An 18902-nucleotide genomic window follows, 5' to 3' on the forward strand; every position below is an offset into this window, starting at 1 on the left:
CGTCATCCATTGGTCCGCCGCGGGATCGTCGGTCTTAAAGCGATCTCGTCGCCACCGCCGTCAACTCCGCCGTTGTGCGCAACCTTCATTTCTCCTAAAACGCCTGGCGACGTAACCGAGGCCTGTGCCGACGCCAAGCGAGGAATGCCTACTACATGAAGAGTTCGATCGTTGAAAGCCAGCAGTCCTGGTTTATGCGCAACCGCATGACGGCGCTGACGGTCGTAATTGTCGCAGCCTATGCGCTCTTCGTACAGTGGTTCTGGGGTTGGCCCGTCATCATCAGCCAATGGGCCGATGTCGGGGCAGGCCCGGTGATCGGCGCACTCGTGGCCCTGACGAGCACCTATTTCCTGCGCACCTGGCGCATCTACGACTATTTTCCGAAGGAAACGGCGGGCCGGTTCGCGACCCTCTTCCGCGTCACGCAGATCCATAATCTGCTGAATATCATGCTGCCTTTCCGTACCGGCGAGACCAGCTTTCCGTTGTTGATGCGCACCGAATTCGGCATTCCGCTGACGCGCGGAACCTCGGCGCTTTTCGTCATGCGGCTGCTCGATCTGCACGCCTTGCTGGCGGCCGCCGGCATCGGCTTTGCGCTCGCCGCGACCGATGCGCTCGTCGCGTGGACGCTTTGGGCGGTCTTCCTGCTGCTGCCGGTCGCGGCTTTCGCTGCGCGCAAGCCGCTGCTGCGCATCGCCGCCAGGCTGTTGCCTGATAAGGTACAGAAATTCGTCGTCGAGATCGAAAACGGCCTGCCGCTCAATGCCGTTGCCTTTGCGCGCGCCTGGGCGATGACCATCGTCAACTGGCTGGTGAAGGTGATCGTGCTCGCATGGGCGCTCGGCCTGATGGGGGTGCTGCCGATGGCGGCAAGCTTCGGCGGCGCGCTCGGCGGTGAACTCTCCTCCGTCCTGCCGATGCATGCGCCGGGCGGTGTCGGCACCTATCCGGCCGGCATCACCGCCGGCGCCATTGCGCTCGGAGCCTCGAGCGAGCGGGTGGCGCTTGCCGCGCTGGCGCAGGCGAGCGTCAACGCGCATCTGCTGATCATCGTCTCGGCGCTGACAGGCACGGCAATCTCACTGCCGCTCGGGCGCCGCGGCAAGCTCTGAAATCCGTTTTCTGAGAAAGGCCTGCTCCGGCTCCTGCCGGCAGAGCGACAGCGCCGTTTCATAGGCTGATATCGCTTCCTCTCTCCGGCCGAGACGGCGCAGGAAATCGGCGCGCGCCGAATGGGCGAGGTGATAGGCCTGCAGCTCGCGGCGGCCCAGAATGGCATCGATCAGATCCAGTCCCTTTGCCGGCCCGTCCGCCATCGCGATCGCCACGGCGCGGTTGAGCTCGACGATCGGGGAGGGCTGCCCTGCCAGAAGCAGATCGTAATAGAAGGCGATCCGCCGCCAGTCCGTCTCTTCGGCCGACGATACTTTCGCATGCTCGGCGGCGATTGCCGCTTGCACCGTATAGGTGCCGATCTCTCCCGTCCGCATCGCTTGGGTCAGCAGTTCCAGGCCTTCCGTGATTTTCGCGCGATCCCAGAGCGAGCGATCCTGATCCGCAAGCAGCACCAGTGATCCCTCTTCGCCGCGGCGGGCGTTGCGGCGCGAATCCTGCAGCAGCATCAGAGCCAGAAGTCCGGAAACGTCGGGATGCGGCAGCAGCGTCAGAACGAGCCGCGCCAGCCGTATGGCCTCCGCAGTCAGGTCGGCGCGGACGATCTCTTCTCCCGAAGAAGCCGAATAGCCTTCATTGAAGACGAGGTAGATGACGTGCAGCACCCGGTCGAGCCGCTCGGGCAGCGCTTCGCGGCCCGGCACTTCATAGGGGATCTTCGCCGCGCGAATCTTGCCTTTGGCGCGCACGATCCGCTGGGCGACCGTTGGCGCTGGAATGAGGAAGGCATGAGCGATCTCTTCAGTGGTCAATCCGCAGATTTCCCGCAGCGCCATCGCTGTCTGCGCGTCGGCGGGAATAGCGGGATGGCAGCAGGTGAAGATCAGCCGCAGCATGTCGTCTTCGATTGCTTCCATATCGCCGACCTCCATTTCGTCGACGCTGTAGAGGCTGTCCTCGATGTGCTGCTGAGAGGCATCGAAGCGCGCCCGGCGCCGGATCGTATCGATCGCCTTGAAGCGCCCCGTCGAAACCAGCCAGGCGAAAGGATTGACGGGAATGCCGTCCGCCGGCCACGTCCTGGCAGCCGCGGCAAAGGCATCCTGAAGCGCTTCCTCCGCCCGGTCGAAATCGCCGAGCAGACGGATCAGCGTCGCCAGCACCCGGCGCGACTGCGTTCGATAAATCTCCTCGATCACGCTTTCCAAGGGCACACCTCAATCCGGCAAGGTCAGCATCCGTACGGGCCTGAGCTCGACCGCGCTGAAACGCGCCGATGGTATCCGCCCGGCAATCTCTTTCGCCTTCACCATGTCGGGCGCCTCGATGACGTAGAAGCCGGCCAGATGCTCCTTCGTCTCGACATAGGGGCCGTCGGTCGCCGAGAGCGTGTTGTTTCGAACGCGCAGCACCGTCGCCTTGTCAGGCATCTCCAAGGCATCGGAGTGGATCATGATGCCTTCGCGGCACAATTCCTCGTCGAAGGTGAAATGCGCTCTGATGAGTTCATCGGTTTCATCGGGCGCCAGCGTCCCGTCCGTGTCGGCGCTGTTATAAATCAGGCAGAGGTAGCGCATGGCTATTTCCCATCCTGGATGGCGTAAGTCGGGCGCACTTCGATCGAGGAATATCTGAGGATCGGAAAGCTCGACACGATCGTCTTCGCTTCCTCGATAGTCTCGGCTTCGATCAGTACAAAACCGCCGAGATGCTCTTTGATTTCGGCAAATGGCCCATCGGTCGCAGAGGTTTCGCCATTGCGCAGGCGGACGGTGATCGCCGTCGACGGATCATGCAGAGCGAGCGCCACCAGCAGATGACCGCTCTCGCGCCAGCGATTGTCGCTGATGATGCACTCCTCAGTGAGCGCATCCCATTCGCTCTGAGGGACCAGCTTGCTTTTTTCCGTGTCGAACCAGATCTGGCATAGAAATTTCATCGGTCTCTCCTCATTCAGTTCCGAATTATTTAGCTCCGAATTCGTGGATTGGCCGCACTTCGATCGCGCCGAGCTTAGCGAGCGGGATGCCGGCCGCAACGCGGATTGCTTCATTGAGATCCTTGGCCTCGATCAGGATGAAGCCGCCGAGGGCCTCTTTCGTCTCGGCGAAAGGACCGTCCGTCACCGACGTCTCACCGCTTCGCACCCGGACGGTCACCGCCGATGTCGGCGGCTGCAGCGCATGGGCGACGATCAGATGCCCGCTTTCGGCAAGCGCCTTGTCATAATTGAGTGAGTTCGTGCCGAGTTCGGCCTTTTCCTCTTTCGTCCTGGCGCCGAGCACTGCGCCATCGAACCAGACCTGACAGAGATATTTCATCGCGGACAGCCTCCTTGTGCGTGTTCAATAACCCTGGACGACCGAACCGCACGCATTTCGACAGCAACGGAAAAAATCTTTCGTGCCGGTCCGGTGTCGAAATCGCAAGGCAGCACTCGACAAGGCATCGTCAAAACCTATCGAGGAGAATGGCAATGAGTATTCTTGAAATTGCGCTGGCAAGCCAGATCTGGGCGCGCCGTCATGAGAAGCGTCAGCCGGAGTTCACCGAAAGCGACGGATGGAAGATTCTCCTGCGCGTCGCTTTCAGCTTTGTGGCCTTCACCCTGTTGATCGCAGGGCTTAACGTTGCCGCCGGCAGGCCGCAGATACTCGCGCAGCAGAGTTCCGCGCCCGTCGCGGCCAGCCGGTGAGGAAACGGCCTATTGGAAGGCCGTTTCGAAGAAGCTGCGCAGCTTGCGTGAATGCAGCGCTTCCGGCGGCATGGCCGCCAGCTTCTGAACGGCGCGGATGCCGATCTGCAGATGCTGGTTGACCTGCGTGCGGTAGAAGGCGGTCGCCATGCCCGGCAGCTTCAATTCGCCGTGCAGCGGCTTGTCCGAGACGCAGAGCAGCGTGCCGTAAGGCACGCGGAAGCGGAAGCCGTTGGCGGCGATCGTTGCCGATTCCATGTCGAGCGCGATGGCGCGCGCCTGGGAGAGCCGCTTCACCGGCCCGCGCTGGTCGCGCAGTTCCCAGTTGCGGTTGTCGATCGTGCCGACGGTGCCGGTGCGCATGATGCGCTTCAGCTCGAAACCTTCGTAGCCGGTAATTTCGGCGACGGCCGCTTCCAGCGCCACCTGCACTTCGGCGAGCGCCGGGATCGGCACCCAGACAGGAAGGTCGTCGTCGAGAACGTGATCTTCGCGCATATAGGCGTGGGCGAGAACATAATCGCCGAGCCGCTGGCTGTTGCGAAGGCCGGCACAATGGCCGAGCATCAGCCAGGCATGCGGGCGCAGCACGGCGACGTGGTCGGTGATCGTCTTGGCGTTGGAGGGGCCGACGCCGATGTTGATCATGGTGATCCCGGCATGGCCCTTCTTCTTCAGATGGTAGGCCGGCATCTGCGGCAGGCGGGCGAGCGTGGCATCGGTTTCCGGTACGCTCGATCCGGGCAGGGTGACGATATTGCCCGGCTCGACGAAGGCGGTGTAGCCATCGCCGCCCTCCGCCATCAGCTTGCGGGCCCAGCTGCAGAATTCGTCGATGTAGAACTGGTAGTTCGTGAACAGCACGAAGTTCTGGAAATGCTCGGCATGCGTCGCCGTATAATGCGACAGGCGGGCCAGCGAATAATCGATGCGCTGCGCGGTGAACGGCGCCAGCGGCGAAGGCTCGCCCGGCGGCGGGATATATTCGCCGTTGGCGATCTCGTCGTCTGTCGTGTTGAGGTCGGGCGTGTCGAAGATGTCGCGCATCGGAACGTCGACGAAGGCGGAGGCCGATGCTTCCACATGCGCGCCCTCGCCGAAGGCGAAGTGCAGCGGGATCGGCGTCGTCGATTCCGAGACCACGACCGGAACATTGTGGCTCTTCATCAAAAGCGCCAGCTGCTCCTTCAGGTAATGCTTGAAGAGCTTCGGCCGGGTGACCGTCGTCGTATAGATGCCGGGCGCCGTGACATGGCCGTAGGAAAGGCGCGAATCGATGTGGCCGAAGCTCGTCGTCTCGATGCTGACCTGCGGATAGAAGGCACGGTAGCGCGACGTGATGTCGGCACCCTGCGCAAGTTCGGTGAAACTCTGGATCAGGAACGCCGTATTGCGCTCGTAAAGCGCCGTCAGCGTCTCCACCGCCTTGGCGGGATCATCGAAGCTCTGCGGCTGAAAAGGAGGTGGAGAGGATATGTCGAGTGGCGATAAAGGGGAGATTCGTTTGCTCATGACGCATTATAGAGAGTTGTTTTTGACAAGCAAACGACGCGCGCCGGCGGAATCCGGATTTTTATCGGCTACCGTGTCGGATGCCGGTCACTGCACCGATGGCGCGCAGAAGCTGCCTTTCGTCTCCAGGCAGGTATAGCTCGCTCCGAAATGCGACTGCGCGCCGCCGCCGCCATTGTGCACGACGGCTGCGGAGAACGTGATCGCGAAGATCGCTGCAAACAGTGTGATGATGCTGAGGCGCCTTGCCAGAATATAAAGGTTCATTGCCTTGCCCCCGATACGCAACTTGATCGTGACAAGAGTTTTGCCATGCGGCGGCTGAATGAGTGCTGAGATACCGGTTCATCCGCCGTTCAGCTTGCGGGGCAGGTTTTGGCCGGCTTGTGAAGAGGATCGCCAAGCCGCAAGAGCTTCAAGCGTGCCGACATCTCGGCACACTTCCGAGTTCCAAATTATCGCTGAATGGCGCCGTGTGGCGTCAGAGCCGCGTCCAGGTCTGCGTCTTGCAGAGGATCTTCATGACGCAGCCCTGCATCCGCAGCGAATTGCCGGAAACCTTCCCCGAGCCGCTATAGGTCTTGTCGGCTGCCGGATCGGTGATCTCGCCGGCGTAGCTGCCGCCGGTTCCGGCAAGCGTGCCGATCTTGCGGCCGCTATATTTGCCTGTCTTCAGCGTCACGCAGTAACTGCTGCCGCAGGACGCGATCACGGCGGTTTCGCCGGAGGCGGTCTTCCAGTTGCCGACGATCGGCTCATCGGCATGAGCCGTGCCGGCAATCATTGCGACGGCGGCGGCGAGAACGAAACTGCGGATCATCTTTTCCTCCCTGATATCCCCAATCGCCGGCGAAAATAACTGACGCGAACGTAAAGGTAAATATGCGCGATCATTATCCGTGCAGGCCAGCAAAGGCAGGCCGGAGAAGCGCCCGACGCGTTCTAGAGGGTTTGCCGGCTGATTTCATGATGAACGATCCCTTTATTTTCAAATCTGAATCTTTCGTAAAATTCGAGCGAAAATCCTTAAGCTCCAGGGAATCCGATGTTTAACAAAAATCCAATTTTACCAAGCGTTTGCACTTTGTTTGTCTCAAATTAATCATGCATTTTAGGCGTTTTTTGAAAGCCGTTTGGCATAGTGAACCCATCAAACGAGCGGGGCAAACCCGCCGGACCGGAAGGGCCGAAAGCCGCGATAGACGGCAAGGCCCGGAGGTAAAACAGGGCAAGTCGTAAACAGGCTAACAGGGATAAAACCGATGGCACGCTTTGAAATGCACAATGCTGAAACGGCCACCATGGGTGGCGACAACAACAGCGCCGATGTCTTCTGCGAAATGGGTCTGATGTATGCGACCGGCCGCGGCTGCGACATCGATCTCGTTGCCGCCCACAAATGGCTGAACATCGCCGCGATCAAGGGCAACGACCGCGCCGCCGAGCTTCGCGCCGACGTGGCCGCCGCCATGAACAAGATGCAGCTCGCAGCAGCGCTGCGCGCCGCCCGCGAATGGATGACGGTTCACTGAAACCGTCTCCTGCTGACATTCGACAGGAATAACAACCTCGAAAGAGGGGAACTGGCGGGGCGCTTTGGACGGGGCCGACGCCGGGAGAAGAGAGCCGCGGCCGAATCCTCCATCGGCTGCGGTTCTTCCGTTTGTCAGCCGATCTTCTTCAGCACCTGCGGCAGCGCTTGCTCGAACAGCGCCATGTCAGCCTCGGGCCCGACGCTGACGCGGATGCAGCGATTGAGCGGCGCAACACCCGGCATGCGGATGAAGACGCCATGCTCCATCAGGCCGTCGACGATCGCCCTGGCGTAAGCGCCGTCGCGGCCGGTGTCGATCGCGACGAAATTCGTCGCCGACGGCAGCGGCTCCAGGCCGTTTGCACGCGCGATGCCGCCGATCCGCTCCCGCGCAGCATGGATTCTCCCGACCACCTCGACGAGATAATCCTGGTCCTTCAGCGCGGCGAGCGCTGCCGCCGTCGCCAGCCGGTTCATGCCGAAATGATTGCGGATCTTGTCGAAGGCCTGCGCCGTCCCCGGCGTCGAGATCACGTAGCCGGTGCGGGCGCCGGCAAGTCCGTAGGCCTTGGAGAAGGTGCGGGTGCGAACGACGTTCGGCAGCTCGATGAGCGAGGCGATCGACGGCAGCGAACTTGCCGGCCCGGTTTCGCTATAGGCTTCGTCGAGCACCATCAGCGTCGTTTCCGGCAGTGCCCGGGCGAAAGCGACGATCCTGTCAGCCTCCCACCAGCTTCCCATGGGATTGTCGGGATTGGCGAAATAGACGAGCGGCGCGTTTTCGCGCTTGACGGCATTGAGCAGCCCGTCGAGATCCTCGCGGTCGTTTGCGTAAGGCGCGGTGACCAGCCGGCCGCCGAAACCGGCGACGTGGAAATTGAAGGTCGGATAGGCGCCGAGCGAGGTGACGACGGGCGCGCCCGGCTCGATCACCAGCCGGACGATCTGGCCGAGCAATTCGTCGATGCCGCCGCCGATGGCGATATTGGCGGCCGCGACACCGAGATGGGCGCCAAGCGCTTCTCTCAGCGCGAAATTCTCCGGATCATTGTATTTCCAGATATTGCCTGCCTCTTCACGCATCGCTGCAAACACGGAAGGGGCCGGGCCGAAGCCGTTCTCATTGGCGCCGATGCGCGCGAGAACGGCAAGCCCGCGCTGGCGTTCGATGGCCTCGGGACCGACGAAGGGAACTGTAGAGGGCAGGGCGCTGACAAGTGGGGTGAAGCGCGAAAAGGCGGACATGCGGAGACGGTTTCCCGGGCAGATTGACGGTCGCCGCAACAATAGGCCCGGGTACGGCCAAGGCAAGCAAGATTATTTCAGCAACTGAGCGGCGGCCGGCCGGTCCGCCGCACGGAATATCGGCGCACGCCGGGCGTCGATGGCTTCCATGTTGCCGATCATGAAATCGGCGCGGACGACGCGGCGCAGAACCTCGGGGTCCATGATGTTGATGAACCTGACGCCGATGCGTTCCTTGTGCCGATAGACCTCGGCGCATCCGATGCGATAGGCGAGGCCGAGAATGTTGAGGTAATAATGCTTCGGCAGGCCGGCGGTGGTCGACACGATCAGCGTGGCCCCGCCTTGGGAGATGTCGATGATCTCGGCGCTTCGCATGGAGACGCCGGTCAGGCACGGGCGGACGGCGACGATGCGGGCTGGCCGCTTGACGTTGAACTCTTCCCAGCGCAGGTCGTAGATGGCGGATTTGACCGTGGCAAGGTGAGTAGCGCGGAGCATAGTCATTTCACATTCTCCGTCAGTCAGGACGCATGGGGGTTCTTGATCTCAAGCAGGGCCTTGATTTCAAGCAAGCGGGTCTTGATCCGATCAAGCTTCATCTTGATCTCGGTCAAGGTCACATGAATGTTTTGCACATTCGTCAAGGATAAAATTACAATTTTAACGAGTTCAAACTTTGTGCTTAAGCGGGACGCCTTATGTGCATTATCGGGACGCGGACCTGACGGGGAAATATCCCCGAGCCGCGGCCAGCGCCGTCACTAGCGTGCCCCCGGGCCATATCAGCCAAGCGTATGGCGGGCGGCCGGTTGCGAAGCGTGGCAAGGTTGGTGATACCGCGCCATAGACTGCCAGTCCCAGAACGGCACTGCCGATTTCGGCGCAATTTTTCGAACCCTTTCAACGGCCGGGCGTTCTGCCTTGATCGATGGTGCGGGGCGCGCGCTTCGAACGACGACAGTGAGGAATTGAAAATGACCGACGTCAAAGTCCCTCGGGAATCATGGGTCGTGGTCTGCAACGGAGCCAAGGCTCTGATCATGCAGAACGCCGGCGATATTCAGCTGATGAAGCTGAAGGTGCTGGAAACCCTGAAGCAGCCGAGCGAACCGGATCGTGAGATCGGCACCGACAAGCCCGGCCGCAGCCACGCCGCCCACGGTTTCGGCGGCAGCGCCGTCGAGGAAACCCATTGGCAGGAACAGGCTGAGGCGCAATTTCTGAAGCATGTGGCGGAGAGGCTGGACGAACTGGTGCATGAAAAGGACGCCCAACGCATCATCCTCATTGCGCCGCCGAAGGCGCTCGGCGTGCTGCGGCCCGCACTCAGGGCCGATACGCAGGCGGTGATCTCTGCCGAACTGGCGAAGGACTATACCAACATGCCGGTCGATGAGATCGAGCGGCATCTGGCGGCCTGAGCCGGCCCGCGTTTTCATGTCTTCCTGTCACGCCGCCGGTCGCTGCCCGGCAAACAGGTCTTCGTGCTCGGCAAACAGGGCCGCGAGGCGGTCGATGACGGTCCTGATCTCCGGCCGCTGCCGTTCGTCGTCATGCGCCACGATCCACATGTCGTACGTCAGTTCGTCGATGACAGGTCCGGCGCGCACCAGCTTGCGCTCCTGATCGCCGATGAAGCAGGGAAGGACGCCGCGGCCGGCGCCCCCGCGGATGAGGTAAAAGAGCATATGCGGCGTGTTCGTCCAACTGGTGATCCAATAATCCGGCTGTTCGAAAGTCCACTTATCCGCCGGCGTAATGGCTATGTCAGTGCCGAGTGAGATCCAATTGCAATTGGCCTCGTCATAACCGGCTGCCTGATAAACCGCATGCGCCACCTTGACCGAACGGCGGATCGCGACGTTGCCGCTGTCCGGCCGTCCGTGGCGAATGGCAATATGCGCCTCGCGATAGGTGAAATCGACGCTCGCGTCGCAGGTCTTGTAGCACATGCGAAAGCTGTCTTTTGGCGTCCAGACGCTGGCGAGATGATCGGCGATGAAGCGCGAGGTCCAGCTGTCGACGACTGTCGACACGATCGGCAGCGTGAGCACCTCGCCGCGCCAGTCGGAGATCGCACGCGCCGCATCCTGCATCAGCCGGACGCGATCGAGCAGCGCCTGTCCGTCCTTCGCCAGCAAGTAGCCGGTCGGGCCGCGCGTGAACAGCGAGCGGCCTGTCACCCGTTCGAGCGCCAGCATGCGCCGGCCGATCGTTGGCGCGCTGAGCCCGGTGCGCGCAGCAGCCGCCGAAAGCCCGCCGCCCGTCGCGACATGGAAGAAGAGTTGAAGGTCGTCCCAGCTTGCGTCTTTCATGGATGAAAACCCCCTTTCCCCAGCGCCTCTACATCGCAAGGGTGCGAAGCCTTAGCTCAAGTGCTCCAGCAAATAGATGGAGGACGAAGCAATGCTTCTCAACTGGGTTGTTCTTTTCAATGAGCTGCAGAAACATAATCGCCCGGTGCGGCACGATCCTTTCGCCGATCCGCTCGATGGGCCGGAATGGCGAGGATTTCTCTGGCTCGTTCCTGTTCTCGCACGTCTGACTGCAAGACCGTACGTAGACACAGAGGCCTCGCGCTGCGATGAACCGCGGATCGAAAAGAGCCTCAGGTTTCGAAGCTCAGCCGCAATACGTGGTGCAGAAATTCCGGATTGAGCAGCATGTTGAAGCTGATCGTCACGAATTCGGCTTCGCGCTTGACCACGGTCGAGCCGATCTCGTCATGGATGCCGAGGATTTCGAGGAAGAAATGGCTCGGCATTTCGAGGTTCGGGCTGACTTCCAGCAATGCGCCGGCAAGCGTGATCGTGCGGATCAGGCAGCGTACCTGCGTTCCGGTGCTCAAGTGATGGCCGACGAAAATGATATTGCCGGGTCTGTCGAGATTGAATTCCCGGTAAGCACGTTCCGGCTTGGGGTGTTCCGTGTCGAGGTGCATCTGAAAGGCCCTTTTAGCCTCCGCTTATCATAGGCAAAGATTAGCAGAGGAATGCTGATGAACGCTGAAGAACATCATTCAGATTGTAGGTATTCCCGGAAATTGCGGGGAAATCGCACCGATTTCGTGCAGTTTTGCCCCAAATTCGTTCATTCCGAGCGATCATCAGCCATTCTTGACATGCCGGCGGCCTTCGCGCATACACAGGTTCGGTTCGAGGCACCGGCCGCTCGCGGATGAAAATCCATGGTGAAGCCCTCGCGATCATGGTCACGGCCCTTGTGCATGCTGACTGGCGGCAATGCGAGCACCCATCCACAGTCGAAGAGCATGCCTTTCGAAGGCTCACTCCATGACGACCACAACCTATCCCGGCATTGAAGAATTGAAGGCCCAGGCCAAGCGCCTGCGCCACGCGATGAACGATCGCGGCACCGCTTTGACCCATAGCGCCGCCCTGGAACTGATCGCCCGCCAATACGGCGCGCGTGACTGGAATACGCTCGCCGCCCTTGCGGCAAAGCCCAATGCCAGCCCGAAGACGCCTCTCTTCGTCGGCGCGCATATTCGCGGCCGCTACCTCAACCAGCCCTTCACCGGTGAAATCCTGGCCCTTTCGGCCTTGCCGGGCGGCGATCTCCACAGGATCACCATCCACTTCGACGAGCCGGTGGACGTCGTCACCTTCGAGAGCTTCTCAGCCTTTCGCCGGCGCGTGACCGCGCAGGTCGATGCCGACGGCGTCTCGCCGAGGAAGACCTCGAACGGCCTGCCGCACCTGGTACTCGATCTCTAGATTGTTCTCCTATTCTTTTGAGGCGACCCGGCCCCTGATGACTTCAGCCCGGTCTGGCTTTGCCCTTATCGCACGGATTCTCCATGACTGATCTTTCCAGAGGCAATGCCTTTCTCACCGGCTGGCTGCCGGGCGTTTTCATCAGGACGGCGGCGCCGATCGTCGCTATCACCACCGTTAACGGCCTCTTCGCTGTGGTCGATGCTTATTTCCTCGGTGCCTACGTTGGCCCGGATGCGCTCTCCGCCGTCAGCCTGATTTTCCCCGGTCTGATGCTGATGATTTCCCTGCAATCGCTGGTCTCGAACGGCATGGCGAGCATTCTCGCCCGCCGGCTCGGCGCCGGCAAACGTGAAGAAGCGCGCCGCGTATTCGCCGACGCCCATACGCTGGCGCTCGCCGTGACCCTGATTCTCAACATGGTCTATTGGACCCTGGGCCGGCAGGTCATCGATGCCGGGGCTGCCGGCAATGCCGCCGTCGCCGATGGCGCCACGCAGTTCATGGGAGCGATGGTCGCCTTTGCACCGGTCAGCTTCTTCCTGTCGCTGCATCTCGACGGGCTGCGCTGCGAAGGCAAGATCGGTTTCATGACGCTGGTGACGCTGTCGGCCTCGCTGCTCAACATTCTCGCCAACTGGCTGTTCATGGCCGAGATGCATTGGGGTGTGCTCGGTTCGGCGGCCGGTTCTATCGCATCGCAATTCGTCTGCCTTGCCGCCGTGCTCACCTATCGCTGGCGCCGGCCGGCGGCGCTGAGGCCTTCCGGGGGGCTTGCTCTTGCCGAATGGCGCGGCATCATCGCCTTCGGCGCGCCCATGAGCCTTGGTTTCATCGGCATATCGCTGGCTTCGACCGCCGTCCTCGTCAACGTCTCGCTCTGGAGTGAGCATGATTATGTCGCATCGGTTGCCGCCTACGGCATCATCACCCGAATCATGACCTTCACCTATCTGCCGCTGCTCGGTCTCAGCATCGCGCTGCAGACGATCGCCGGCAACAATCACGGTGCCGGTCTCGGGCTGCGCGTCGGCCGCAGCCTGCAGATCGCCATGGGCGCTGCACTCGTCTATTGCACCCTGGTGGAGATCGCCGTCGAGCTGCTGGCCGGTCGCCTCGGCGCAGTCTTTGTCGCCGATCCCGTCATCATCGCCGAGGTCAGACGAATATTACCGTGGACGATCGGCGCCTATTTCCTCTTCGGACAGATGCTGATTCTCTCGTCCTATTTCCAATCGATCGGCGATGCGCCGCGTGCGGCGATCTTCGGTTTGTCACGGCCCTATCTGTTTGCCCTGCCGCTCACCTTCCTGCTGCCTTTCGTCTTCGGTGAGCAGGGGATCTGGATGGTGCCGGTCTTTGCCGAGGCAGGCATGTTCATTCTTGCTTTCCTGGTGCTGTCGCGGAACGCCAAACGCCGCGGCTGGCGCTACGGGCTTCTGCCCGCTTGAGAGAGCAAAGCCGCCCCCGGTGTGCCGCCCTCGAAAGTTGGACATCAACCTTCGAGGGTCAGTTCGGCGGCGGCTTTCGCCCGGTGTCGTCTATTCCTTGCCGTTCGATGCACTCGATGTCGCGGCTTCCGCCTCGTTCAGCGCTCTGGCGCATTCCTCGCAGCACACCTCCACGGCCTTGCCGCCGAACTTGACGGTTATGGTCTCTGCGCCGAGTTCGCAGTCGCAGGCAGCACATGTCATCTTCTTCATCTGGTGATCCTCCGGTTGATCGCCCCCGGTATCGGGACAGGCTCATAAGATCACCGAAGACTGCATCGCCGCTGTCGAAATCTTTAGCGATGTCTGGGGTTCTTAGCTGCGCCGCAGGTGCGCCGAGCGCTGGAATTCTGCCGGTGTCTGGCCGTAGGATTGCTTGAAGGACGCGCTGAAATGGCTGTGGCTGGAAAAGCCGAGATCGAGGCCGAGCGCGGTCAGATCGTCATACCGGCCGAGCAGATCGAGCGCGCGGGCAAGCCGCAGCCTCAGCTGGTAGCGATAGAGCGGGGTCGCCTCGACCTGCTGAAAGACCTGGGTGAGATAAACGGGAGAGACGCCGACTTCGGAGGCGATTTCTCCGAGCGTCCAGCGTCGTGCGAGATCGGAGGACAGCACCAGCTTTGCCCGGTCGACGAGCTTCTGCCGGCCGGCGCTGGCGCCCGCCGCATGCGACGTGCGTTCGCCGAGCGAGCGGCGCACCAGCGTCAGGGCCAGTGTTTCCGCTTCCAGCGTTTCCGCGACCTTGCGGTGGAGGCCGTGGCGCAGGAGCGCGACCAGCGCCTGCGCGCGCGGATCGATCCGCCGGCGCTGGCGACGGAACGAAAAGGACGGGCCGGGCTGCGTCTGCTCCTTCGGCGCCAGCTCTTCGAGCATGGATTCGTCGATCGCCAGATCGATGCAGGCGTCGCCGCCCTCGATCGGGTGGCTGATCCGGTAGCCCTGGCCGGCATTGAAGAACAGCATCTGATTGGCTTCGGCCACCGTGTCGTTCCGGCCGACATGCCGCATGAAGACGCCGCGATAGGGATAGACGAGGCTCGTCTTGTGGGCGCATTCCTCGTCGCTCTTGTGGCGGCACTCGCCATTGCAGACGACGTCCCGAATGGTGACGGTCTTTGTTTTCAGGAGCAGTGCTGTTGAAAACTGCGACATCAGATGTTCCGGATCAGGCAGGCCGCCGATGAAGCGGCCCGCGAGGACACTATCACAAGTGAGGCCGATATTTCAGTACCGGCTGTAGACGTGAACGTCGCTTTCCGTCTGCCCCCTGGAAAGGCCGATATCCTTCAACTGATCGTCGGAAAGTTCCATCAGCGCATTGTAGTTGCGCCGTTCGCTGATCTCGCGTGCCAGCCAGCGGACTGCCGTGACTGCTGCGGAAAGCAGGCCGGGCCGCATATGGCGCGAAGTGCGGATGTTGCGGGCCGGTATCGTGAAATTCGAGCTGTGCATGATGATCCTCCATCCTGGTTTGGATGGAGGCAGTGAACCATCAGCGGCAATCTTGCGCTGTCAGATTATTTAGCGATCGAGAGTAGCTTTTATGCCTTCAGCAGCCATTCGTGCTCTGTAGCATTGTGGAATTTCCAGATCCGCTTCGGCCCGGCCATGACGTTGAGATAATAGAGATCGTAGCCATGCGTCGCAGCGCAAGGGTGATAGCCCTTCGGCACCAGCGTCACGTCGCCGTCCTCGATCGCCATGGCCTCGTCGAGCGAGCGGTCGTCGGTATAGACGCGCTGGAAACCGAAACCCTGTGGAGGATTGAGGCGATGGTAATAGGTCTCCTCCAGGAAGCTCTCGTTCGGCAGGTCGTCCTGGTCGTGCTTGTGCGGTGGATAGGAGGAGGTGTGGCCGCCGGGCGTGATCACCTCGACGACGAGCAGCGAATGCGCCGAGCTGTCGTCCTCAGGCATGATGTTGTTCACATAGCGAACATTCGTGCCCTTGCCGCGCGTCAGCTGCGGATGCGTGCCGGGCGGAATCGCCTTGGCCTCATAGGTGCCGCCGCCGGGCGCCGAGCAGACGGCGAGTTCCAGATCGGTCTCTGCCGTGACGGACCATGTCGATTCCATCGGGATATAGAGCGCATGCGGCGCGCCATCGAAGGGGTTCATGCGCTCGCCGAGCGTGCCGAAATCCTTGGTGCCGGCCGAAGCCTTGCCCTTGCCGCTCACCCAGACCAGGCAGACTTCGCGATCGCCGGTCTCTCCGGAAACCGTCTCGCCCGGTTTGATCCGGTGCAGGTCGAAGCCGACATAGGTCCAGCCGGCGCTTTCCGGGGTGACATGCGTGACGCGGCCATGCGTGCCTGATGGTTTCACCTTGAGGTTTGGCATTGGTGTTTCTCCTCGTAAGTTGGTGGGCGCGGCCCCCTCATCCGGCTGCCGCCACCTTCTCCCCGAGGGGAGAAGGGATATGCCGCGCCGTCTCTATTCCCCTTCTATCCATCGGGGGTCCGAAGGACGGGTTGAGACCTGTGGCTCAACCCCGGCAACGGTGCCCGAAGGGCGGATGAGGGGGCCGCTTGCTCCAGCGGTCCGGTCAGTTCGTCCCTCTTGTGAGAGGGGGCTTACGTCCTGTTATCCCTTGGGAAAGCCTTCGGTCTCCACAGTATAACCAGCCGCCGTCATCACCCGCATCAGTTCGGCATGGCCGATCTCCGCCATCTTCTGCGGCGGCGCCTTGCGCGGGTCCTGTTCGGCCTCGACGACGAACCAGCCTTCGTAGCCGTGATCGGCAAAGCGCTGGACGATGGCGCCGAAATCGAGCGAGCCGTCGCCGGGCACTGTGAAGGCGCCAAGCGCTACGGCATCGAGGAAGGACTGGCGGCTGCGGTCGAGCCCGTCCACCACCGACTTGCGGATATCCTTGACGTGGACGTGATTGATACGGGCATGGTGGTTGTCGATGGCGCGCAGCACATCGCCGCCGGCAAAGGCGAAATGACCGGCGTCGAGCAGCAGCGGAATGCCGGCGCCCGAATTGCGCATGAAGGCGTCGAGTTCCGGTTCGGTTTCGACCACGGCCGCCATGTGGTGATGATAGGAGAGCGGCATGCCCTGTTCGGCGCACCATTCGCCGAATTCGGTGACGCGGCGTGCATAGGCCTTCATCTCGTCGTCGGAAAGGCGCGGCTTGGTGGCGAGCGGCTTGGAGCGGTCGCCCTGGATCGAGCGGCCGACTTCGCCATAGACGATGCAGGGCGCGTTGACCGCCTTGAACAGCTCGATCATCGGTGCGATGCGGTCCTTGTTGGCCGCAAGCTCTTCATTGACGAGCGTTCCGGAGAACCAGCCGCCGCACAGCGTCACGTCGGCGGCGCGCAGGATCGGCAGCATTTCTTCCGGGTTGCTGGGAAAGCGGCGGCCTTGCTCCATGCCGGTGAAACCGGCGCTGCGCGACTGCCGCAGGCATTCCTCGAGAGACACGTCGTCGCTGAGTTCGGGAAGGTCGTCGTTCCACCATGCGATGGGCGACATGCCGAGTTTGGCCTTCATCAACATTCTCCTTAAAAACATCGTGGAAGAGCGGGACCGCTCTTCCGAAAAAAATGGCGGTAATCTGTTCAGCCGATGCGCTGGGAAGCGCGGGCTTCGACATAACCCTTGCGCGCCTTGTTGACCTCTTCGCGCGGGCTGACTTCCGGCACCACGACATCCCACCAGTGGCCGCCGGCCTCGGTGGTGATGAGCGGGTCGGTGTCGATGACGAAGACGGACGTACGATCATTCTTCTTCGAATCGGCGATCGCCTGCTCGAGTTCGGCGATGGAGCCGACCTTGACGGCAATGGCGCCCATGCTTTCGGCGTGTGCACGGAAATCGATCTCCGGCATCACCTCATGATAGGAGTCCTTGAGCAGATTGTTGAAGTTGGCGCCGCCGGTTCCCATCTGCAACCGGTTAATGCAGCCATAGCCGCGATTGTCGAGCATGACGATATTGATCTTGAGGCCGAGCATGACCGAGGTCGCGATCTCGGAATTCATCATCATGTAGGAACCGTCGCCGACCATGACGACGACATCGCGTTCCGGACGCGCCATCTTGGCGCCGAGCCCGCCGGCGATCTCGTAGCCCATGCAGGAGAAGCCGTATTCCATGTGATAGCTGCCCGGTGACGTCGCCGGCCAGAGCTTGTGCAATTCTCCGGGCAGACCACCCGCGGCGCAAAGCACCGTCGTGTTCTCGCCGCCGATCGTGCGCGCCACCGCGCCGATCACCTGTGCATCGGAGGGCAGGGCGGTATTGGTCGCGGCCATCGCCTTGGTGGCAGCCTCCATCCAGACCTTCTTTTCCGCCGTTGCCTTCTCGGTAAGTGCCGCCGGCGCCTTCCAGCCGGAAAGTCCTGCCGAAAGCGCCTTCAGCCCTTCGCGGGCATCGGCCACCACAGGATGGCTGTCGTGCTTCACCGCGTCATAGGCGGCGATATTGAGGCCGACCATCTTCAGGCCGTCGTTCTTGAAGAGCGCCCAGGAGCCGGTCGTGAAATCCTGGCAGCGCGTGCCGACGGCGATGATGAGATCCGTCTCTTCGGCAATGGCATTCGCTGCCGAGGTGCCGGTGACGCCGACCGAGCCGAGCGCCAGCGGATGGGTCTCGTTGATCGACGATTTGCCGGCCTGGGTGACGACGACGGGGATGGCATGGGCTTCGGCGAAGGCGGCAAGCTCCTTGGTCGCCTGCGAATAGAGCACACCGCCGCCGGCAACGATCACCGGCTTTTGAGACGCCTTGATCAGCGCGATGGCGTTTGCCAACTCGTCGGCATCCGGCTGCGGCCGGCGGGTCGTCCAGACTTTTTCTTCGAACAGGCTTTCCGGATAATCGAAAGCTTCGGCCTGAACGTCCTGGCAGAGCGACAATGTCACCGGTCCGCAATCGAGAGGATCGGTCAGCACCTGCATGGCGCGCTTCAGCGCCGTGATGATCTGCTCCGGCCGGGTGATTCGGTCGAAGTAACGCGAAACCGGGCGGAAGGCGTCATTGGCGGACACCGTGCCGTCGCCGAAATCCTCGATCTGCTGCAGCACCGGGTCGGGCGCGCGGTTGGCGAAGACGTCGCCGGGCAGGAAGAGAACCGGAATGCGGTTGACATGCGCCACACCCGCGGCCGTCACCATGTTCAGCGCGCCGGGGCCGATCGAGGTCGTGCAGGCCATGAAGCGCTGGCGGAAGCTCGCCTTGGCATAGGCGATCGCGGCATGCGCCATGCCCTGTTCGTTATGGGCGCGATAGGTCGTCAATTCGCCCCGCACCTGATAGAGGGCCTCGCCGATGCCGGCGACGTTGCCGTGGCCGAAGATCGCCCAGACGCCACCGAAGATCGGCACCTTTTTGCCGTCGACAACAGTCATCTGAACTTTCAGGAAATGCGCGACGGCCTGCGCCATCGTCAACCGTATCGTCTTGCCCATCGGGGCCTCCCGAACTTTTTAACTCTTTGTCTGTTTTCCCCTCCCCAACCCCTCCCCACAAGGGGGAGGGGCTAACCTGCCGTGCCGTTTCACGCTGATTCAGCGCTTCTTCCAGCAGGACGGTTGCCGCCTAGTGCGAGGCGGCGCC

General features: G+C 61.8%; 24 protein-coding genes. 7 read left to right on the forward strand and 17 right to left on the reverse strand.

Features of this window, described 5'->3' with window-relative positions; all coding sequences use genetic code 11:
* The first annotated feature begins 155 nt into the window (after positions 1-155).
* Positions 156-1118, forward strand: coding sequence for a lysylphosphatidylglycerol synthase domain-containing protein (locus QD408_RS03980; protein ID WP_414138428.1), 963 nt, complete (start codon positions 156-158; stop codon positions 1116-1118).
* Here the strand turns inward: QD408_RS03980 and QD408_RS03985 are convergent.
* The 4 genes from QD408_RS03985 to QD408_RS04000 are packed head-to-tail and all read right to left on the reverse strand — an operon-like array spanning position 1086 to position 3440.
* A complete protein-coding gene (locus QD408_RS03985; RefSeq protein ID WP_414138566.1) occupies positions 1086-2327 on the reverse strand; it encodes an RNA polymerase sigma factor in 1242 nt (413 codons plus the stop codon). The two genes, QD408_RS03980 and QD408_RS03985, sit on opposite strands and share 33 nt — an antisense overlap.
* 9 nt (positions 2328-2336) lie before the next feature.
* Complete coding sequence (locus QD408_RS03990) at positions 2337-2696, reverse strand: YciI family protein (protein ID WP_414138429.1); 360 nt, start codon at positions 2694-2696, stop codon at positions 2337-2339.
* A 2-nt stretch (positions 2697-2698) separates the two neighbouring features.
* Positions 2699-3058, reverse strand: coding sequence for a YciI family protein (locus QD408_RS03995; protein ID WP_414138430.1), 360 nt, complete (start codon positions 3056-3058; stop codon positions 2699-2701).
* A 25-nt stretch (positions 3059-3083) separates the two neighbouring features.
* The gene (locus QD408_RS04000) at positions 3084-3440 is read right to left on the reverse strand and encodes a YciI family protein (RefSeq protein WP_414138431.1); all 357 of its coding nucleotides are present in this window, start codon (positions 3438-3440) and stop codon (positions 3084-3086) included.
* Between the two features lie 155 nt (positions 3441-3595).
* Between QD408_RS04000 and QD408_RS04005 the strand changes: the two genes are divergently transcribed.
* A complete protein-coding gene (locus QD408_RS04005; protein ID WP_414138432.1) occupies positions 3596-3814 on the forward strand; it encodes a hypothetical protein in 219 nt (72 codons plus the stop codon).
* A gap of 9 nt (positions 3815-3823) precedes the next feature.
* Here QD408_RS04005 and QD408_RS04010 read toward each other — a convergent pair whose 3' ends face one another.
* From QD408_RS04010 to QD408_RS04020, 3 genes are all read right to left on the reverse strand, one after another.
* Complete coding sequence (locus QD408_RS04010) at positions 3824-5326, reverse strand: AMP nucleosidase (RefSeq protein ID WP_088683425.1); 1503 nt, start codon at positions 5324-5326, stop codon at positions 3824-3826.
* An 87-nt stretch (positions 5327-5413) separates the two neighbouring features.
* Positions 5414-5593, reverse strand: coding sequence for a hypothetical protein (locus tag QD408_RS04015; protein WP_088683424.1), 180 nt, complete (start codon positions 5591-5593; stop codon positions 5414-5416).
* A 214-nt stretch (positions 5594-5807) separates the two neighbouring features.
* Positions 5808-6146 carry a DUF2147 domain-containing protein gene (locus QD408_RS04020; RefSeq protein WP_414138433.1) on the reverse strand — a complete coding sequence of 113 codons (339 nt, stop codon included), beginning with the start codon at positions 6144-6146 and terminating at the stop codon, positions 5808-5810.
* A 442-nt stretch (positions 6147-6588) separates the two neighbouring features.
* On the opposite strand from QD408_RS04020, the gene QD408_RS04025 reads away from it, so the two are divergent.
* Complete coding sequence (locus tag QD408_RS04025; RefSeq protein WP_088683420.1) at positions 6589-6858, forward strand: sel1 repeat family protein; 270 nt, start codon at positions 6589-6591, stop codon at positions 6856-6858.
* A gap of 134 nt (positions 6859-6992) precedes the next feature.
* Here QD408_RS04025 and QD408_RS04030 read toward each other — a convergent pair whose 3' ends face one another.
* Positions 6993-8105, reverse strand: a complete 1113-nt coding sequence (locus tag QD408_RS04030) for a pyridoxal phosphate-dependent aminotransferase (protein ID WP_414138434.1) — start codon at positions 8103-8105, stop codon at positions 6993-6995.
* A gap of 72 nt (positions 8106-8177) precedes the next feature.
* Positions 8178-8612, reverse strand: a complete 435-nt coding sequence (locus tag QD408_RS04035; protein WP_088683418.1) for a pilus assembly protein PilZ — start codon at positions 8610-8612, stop codon at positions 8178-8180.
* Positions 8613-9082: 470 nt separating this feature from the next.
* On the opposite strand from QD408_RS04035, the gene QD408_RS04040 reads away from it, so the two are divergent.
* Positions 9083-9529: a host attachment protein gene (locus QD408_RS04040; protein ID WP_088683417.1), complete on the forward strand. Its 447-nt coding sequence runs from the start codon at positions 9083-9085 to the stop codon at positions 9527-9529.
* A 27-nt stretch (positions 9530-9556) separates the two neighbouring features.
* On the opposite strand, the gene QD408_RS04045 is transcribed toward QD408_RS04040, so the two are convergent.
* Positions 9557-10423 (reverse strand): LysR family transcriptional regulator, encoded by an 867-nt coding sequence (locus QD408_RS04045; RefSeq protein ID WP_414138436.1) that lies wholly within the window; start codon positions 10421-10423, stop codon positions 9557-9559.
* Positions 10424-10514: 91 nt separating this feature from the next.
* Here QD408_RS04045 and QD408_RS04050 point away from each other — a divergent pair, with 91 nt between their 5' ends.
* Positions 10515-10766, forward strand: a complete 252-nt coding sequence (locus tag QD408_RS04050) for a hypothetical protein (protein ID WP_088683446.1) — start codon at positions 10515-10517, stop codon at positions 10764-10766.
* On the opposite strand, the gene QD408_RS04055 is transcribed toward QD408_RS04050, so the two are convergent.
* Entirely contained in the window at positions 10717-11049 is a 333-nt protein-coding gene (locus QD408_RS04055; protein ID WP_088683415.1) for a hypothetical protein, read from the reverse strand. The two genes, QD408_RS04050 and QD408_RS04055, sit on opposite strands and share 50 nt — an antisense overlap.
* A gap of 352 nt (positions 11050-11401) precedes the next feature.
* On the opposite strand from QD408_RS04055, the gene QD408_RS04060 reads away from it, so the two are divergent.
* Together QD408_RS04060 and QD408_RS04065 are read left to right on the forward strand one after the other, a co-directional pair.
* A complete protein-coding gene (locus QD408_RS04060; protein WP_190237476.1) occupies positions 11402-11845 on the forward strand; it encodes a glyoxalase superfamily protein in 444 nt (147 codons plus the stop codon).
* An 83-nt stretch (positions 11846-11928) separates the two neighbouring features.
* Positions 11929-13296: an MATE family efflux transporter gene (locus QD408_RS04065; RefSeq protein WP_414138437.1), complete on the forward strand. Its 1368-nt coding sequence runs from the start codon at positions 11929-11931 to the stop codon at positions 13294-13296.
* A gap of 90 nt (positions 13297-13386) precedes the next feature.
* On the opposite strand, the gene QD408_RS04070 is transcribed toward QD408_RS04065, so the two are convergent.
* The 6 genes from QD408_RS04070 to iolD all read right to left on the reverse strand — a co-directional run bounded on the left by QD408_RS04070 (position 13387) and on the right by iolD (position 18754).
* Entirely contained in the window at positions 13387-13548 is a 162-nt protein-coding gene (locus QD408_RS04070; protein WP_414138438.1) for a hypothetical protein, read from the reverse strand.
* A gap of 102 nt (positions 13549-13650) precedes the next feature.
* Positions 13651-14487: a helix-turn-helix transcriptional regulator gene (locus QD408_RS04075; RefSeq protein WP_414138439.1), complete on the reverse strand. Its 837-nt coding sequence runs from the start codon at positions 14485-14487 to the stop codon at positions 13651-13653.
* A 72-nt stretch (positions 14488-14559) separates the two neighbouring features.
* On the reverse strand, positions 14560-14787 hold the full coding sequence (locus QD408_RS04080) for a DUF1127 domain-containing protein (protein WP_088683411.1): 228 nt from the start codon (positions 14785-14787) through the stop codon (positions 14560-14562).
* Between the two features lie 89 nt (positions 14788-14876).
* Positions 14877-15674, reverse strand: a complete 798-nt coding sequence (iolB, locus tag QD408_RS04085; protein WP_414138440.1) for a 5-deoxy-glucuronate isomerase — start codon at positions 15672-15674, stop codon at positions 14877-14879.
* A 243-nt stretch (positions 15675-15917) separates the two neighbouring features.
* The gene (iolE, locus tag QD408_RS04090; RefSeq protein ID WP_414138441.1) at positions 15918-16835 is read right to left on the reverse strand and encodes a myo-inosose-2 dehydratase; all 918 of its coding nucleotides are present in this window, start codon (positions 16833-16835) and stop codon (positions 15918-15920) included.
* 68 nt (positions 16836-16903) lie between these two features.
* The gene (gene iolD, locus QD408_RS04095; RefSeq protein WP_414138442.1) at positions 16904-18754 is read right to left on the reverse strand and encodes a 3D-(3,5/4)-trihydroxycyclohexane-1,2-dione acylhydrolase (decyclizing); all 1851 of its coding nucleotides are present in this window, start codon (positions 18752-18754) and stop codon (positions 16904-16906) included.
* Positions 18755-18902 lie beyond the last annotated feature (148 nt).

Source organism: Rhizobium sp. BR 249, assembly GCF_047445895.1.
GTDB lineage: Bacteria > Pseudomonadota > Alphaproteobacteria > Rhizobiales > Rhizobiaceae > Rhizobium.

Bases quoted from the DNA above. Each gene is read 5' to 3' on its own strand.
- QD408_RS03980 (WP_414138428.1), top strand. From the start codon at position 156: ATGAAGAGTTCGATCGTTGAAAGCCAGCAGTCCTGGTTTATGCGCAAC.
- QD408_RS03990 (WP_414138429.1), bottom strand. From the start codon at position 2,696: ATGCGCTACCTCTGCCTGATTTATAACAGCGCCGACACGGACGGGACG.
- QD408_RS03995 (WP_414138430.1), bottom strand. From the start codon at position 3,058: ATGAAATTTCTATGCCAGATCTGGTTCGACACGGAAAAAAGCAAGCTG.
- QD408_RS04000 (WP_414138431.1), bottom strand. From the start codon at position 3,440: ATGAAATATCTCTGTCAGGTCTGGTTCGATGGCGCAGTGCTCGGCGCC.
- QD408_RS04005 (WP_414138432.1), top strand. From the start codon at position 3,596: ATGAGTATTCTTGAAATTGCGCTGGCAAGCCAGATCTGGGCGCGCCGT.
- QD408_RS04010 (WP_088683425.1), bottom strand. From the start codon at position 5,326: ATGAGCAAACGAATCTCCCCTTTATCGCCACTCGACATATCCTCTCCA.
- QD408_RS04015 (WP_088683424.1), bottom strand. From the start codon at position 5,593: ATGAACCTTTATATTCTGGCAAGGCGCCTCAGCATCATCACACTGTTT.
- QD408_RS04020 (WP_414138433.1), bottom strand. From the start codon at position 6,146: ATGATCCGCAGTTTCGTTCTCGCCGCCGCCGTCGCAATGATTGCCGGC.
- QD408_RS04025 (WP_088683420.1), top strand. From the start codon at position 6,589: ATGGCACGCTTTGAAATGCACAATGCTGAAACGGCCACCATGGGTGGC.
- QD408_RS04030 (WP_414138434.1), bottom strand. From the start codon at position 8,105: ATGTCCGCCTTTTCGCGCTTCACCCCACTTGTCAGCGCCCTGCCCTCT.
- QD408_RS04035 (WP_088683418.1), bottom strand. From the start codon at position 8,612: ATGACTATGCTCCGCGCTACTCACCTTGCCACGGTCAAATCCGCCATC.
- QD408_RS04040 (WP_088683417.1), top strand. From the start codon at position 9,083: ATGACCGACGTCAAAGTCCCTCGGGAATCATGGGTCGTGGTCTGCAAC.
- QD408_RS04045 (WP_414138436.1), bottom strand. From the start codon at position 10,423: ATGAAAGACGCAAGCTGGGACGACCTTCAACTCTTCTTCCATGTCGCG.
- QD408_RS04050 (WP_088683446.1), top strand. From the start codon at position 10,515: ATGCTTCTCAACTGGGTTGTTCTTTTCAATGAGCTGCAGAAACATAAT.
- QD408_RS04055 (WP_088683415.1), bottom strand. From the start codon at position 11,049: ATGCACCTCGACACGGAACACCCCAAGCCGGAACGTGCTTACCGGGAA.
- QD408_RS04060 (WP_190237476.1), top strand. From the start codon at position 11,402: ATGACGACCACAACCTATCCCGGCATTGAAGAATTGAAGGCCCAGGCC.
- QD408_RS04065 (WP_414138437.1), top strand. From the start codon at position 11,929: ATGACTGATCTTTCCAGAGGCAATGCCTTTCTCACCGGCTGGCTGCCG.
- QD408_RS04070 (WP_414138438.1), bottom strand. From the start codon at position 13,548: ATGAAGAAGATGACATGTGCTGCCTGCGACTGCGAACTCGGCGCAGAG.
- QD408_RS04075 (WP_414138439.1), bottom strand. From the start codon at position 14,487: ATGTCGCAGTTTTCAACAGCACTGCTCCTGAAAACAAAGACCGTCACC.
- QD408_RS04080 (WP_088683411.1), bottom strand. From the start codon at position 14,787: ATGCACAGCTCGAATTTCACGATACCGGCCCGCAACATCCGCACTTCG.
- iolB (WP_414138440.1), bottom strand. From the start codon at position 15,674: ATGCCAAACCTCAAGGTGAAACCATCAGGCACGCATGGCCGCGTCACG.
- iolE (WP_414138441.1), bottom strand. From the start codon at position 16,835: ATGAAGGCCAAACTCGGCATGTCGCCCATCGCATGGTGGAACGACGAC.
- iolD (WP_414138442.1), bottom strand. From the start codon at position 18,754: ATGGGCAAGACGATACGGTTGACGATGGCGCAGGCCGTCGCGCATTTC.